Source organism: Nostoc sp. 2RC, from assembly GCF_014222165.1.
In the GTDB taxonomy this organism is placed as follows: domain Bacteria; phylum Cyanobacteriota; class Cyanobacteriia; order Cyanobacteriales; family Nostocaceae; genus Nostoc; species Nostoc linckia.
This window is the reverse complement of the sequence record NZ_JACKZU010000664.1, coordinates 1-1,811: the sequence shown is the minus strand read 5'-3', so window position 1 is coordinate 1,811 and position 1,811 is coordinate 1. Positions and strand designations below refer to the sequence as shown.

General features: G+C 36.9%; 2 protein-coding genes and 1 rRNA gene. All 3 read left to right on the top strand.

Going from position 1 to position 1,811, the window contains the following annotated elements; translation table 11 throughout:
- Nucleotides 1-124 precede the first annotated feature (124 nt).
- Nucleotides 125-403, top strand: a complete 279-nt coding sequence (locus tag GNE10_RS34270) for a HetP family heterocyst commitment protein (protein WP_185570473.1) — start codon at nt 125-127, stop codon at nt 401-403.
- 99 nt (nt 404-502) lie between these two features.
- Nucleotides 503-1,399, top strand: coding sequence for an indole-3-glycerol phosphate synthase TrpC (trpC, locus tag GNE10_RS34265; RefSeq protein ID WP_185570472.1), 897 nt, complete (start codon nt 503-505; stop codon nt 1,397-1,399).
- A gap of 338 nt (nt 1,400-1,737) precedes the next feature.
- Nucleotides 1,738-1,811 (top strand): 16S ribosomal RNA (locus tag GNE10_RS34260); the annotation flags it as partial.

The following is a 1,811-nucleotide window of genomic DNA, read 5'->3' as shown; positions in this document are numbered from 1 at the left end:
CAATACTTTTGCTCATTAAAATAATGTTACAAAAAAATATACTATAAAAAATTTTCAAAATAAATTTCAGTCCAACAACCTGTGAATTAAAGACCAGTTTTAATAGCATAAAAGAGCATCTATCATGAATCAAAACATTACTGGTTATCAAACACAAATGAGTAAAAAAATTAATAACGAACAAATTGAGCAAATACTCAAAGCAATTATCGCAGGTAAATATTCTTGGGCCTGCGTTTTAATCCTCCGTTTTTCGGGTTACAACCCAATAGATTACATACCCTATCGCACCTATATTAGATTGTTGAAAAATAATTGTTTAGTTGACACTTCCAAATCTAGTCAAACTAATAGTGAAGGTATGGAAACTTTAAATTTGAAGTCCACTTGGCTTCAATTATGAAAAATTAAAAGACGGTGTTTTGACACACGTTCATTGAAAAACAGCATTTCGGCGTAGCCTTATATCTTCCAATTCATACTTTTTTGTCATCATTAACATATGACTTATCCATTTACGAAGACACATAATACTCATATACTACAACCTACTCTCAAGGAGATTGTATGGCAGAAAAAGTATGAAGTTGCACAAATTCAGCAGGAAATGTCTTTGGCTTCATTGCAACGTCAGTTAACTGCTGCACCTACAGTACGGGATTTCTTAAGCGCTTTGCAACAAAGTCATTACCGACCTTGTATTATTGCAGAAGTGAAAAAAGCATCTTTAATTCATGGAATCATCAAACAAGACTTAGATCCAGTTGCCATTGCCAAAGCTTATGAACGTGGTGGTGCAACTTGTATCTCTGTGGTCACCGATCACAAGTTCTTTCACGGTAGTTTTGAAACTTTACGCATTATCCGCCACAGAGTAACATTACCTCTACTTTGCAAAGATTTTATTTTAGATCCGTGCCAAATTTATTTAGCACGAGCAGCAGGCGCAGATGCTGTACTACTGATTGCAAGCATTCTGTCCGATCGCCAACTGCAAAACTTTTTACGAGTAATTCACTATCTAGGGATGAACGCTTTGGTAGAAGTCCGTACTTTGGCAGAACTGGATCGGGTACTAAAGCTTGATGATGTACGTCTTATAGGAATCAACAATCAAAGTCTTGAAGATTTTAGCATTGATATTAATACAACTGGGCAGTTGCTGGCAGCTAGGCGATCGCAGATCCAGAGCTTGGGCATCAGTATAGTCAGTGAGTCCGGCTTGTATACACCTGCTGACTTATCCTTTGTTTCTGAAGCTGGTACACATGCTGTCTTGCTTGGAGACTCTTTAATCAAACAAGACGATGTACAGCAGGCTGTACGTAACCTGCTCCAACTAAATCTTTCTAACCACAACAACTTTCTTAAGAAGGCAATCAAAGAAAGATTGTTTTGAATTAATGATTGAACAATATCGGCTTTATTTCTCTTTTTGCCCAAGTCACGTAGGTGAAAGCACTACTGTTCAACGAATTTAGCCAATTCAGAAAAAAATTTTCGTTTAACCCTTGACAATACCCAATAGACTCGTTAATCTAGATAAGTGTGAAGGCGAGAGAAAAACGCCATCAACGACTGAACCGTAAAAATACAATACTTTGAAAGCTTTAAGATAACTAATCCTCGTCAAGGAAGTCTAGTTTGGCGTTACCAAATCAAGACTAACTAAAGAATTATAACTAGGATTCCGAAAAAGATATAGTCTTGTTTCGGATAACAAACTCAAAACACAACAAAACGGAGAGTTTGATCCTGGCTCAGGATGAACGCTGGCGGTATGCTTAACACATGCAAGTCGAACGGTGTCT

Excerpts from the sequence above, each read along its gene's own strand:
- GNE10_RS34270 (WP_185570473.1), top strand. The coding sequence starts at position 125 with ATGAATCAAAACATTACTGGTTATCAAACACAAATGAGTAAAAAAATT.
- trpC (WP_185570472.1), top strand. The coding sequence starts at position 503 with ATGACTTATCCATTTACGAAGACACATAATACTCATATACTACAACCT.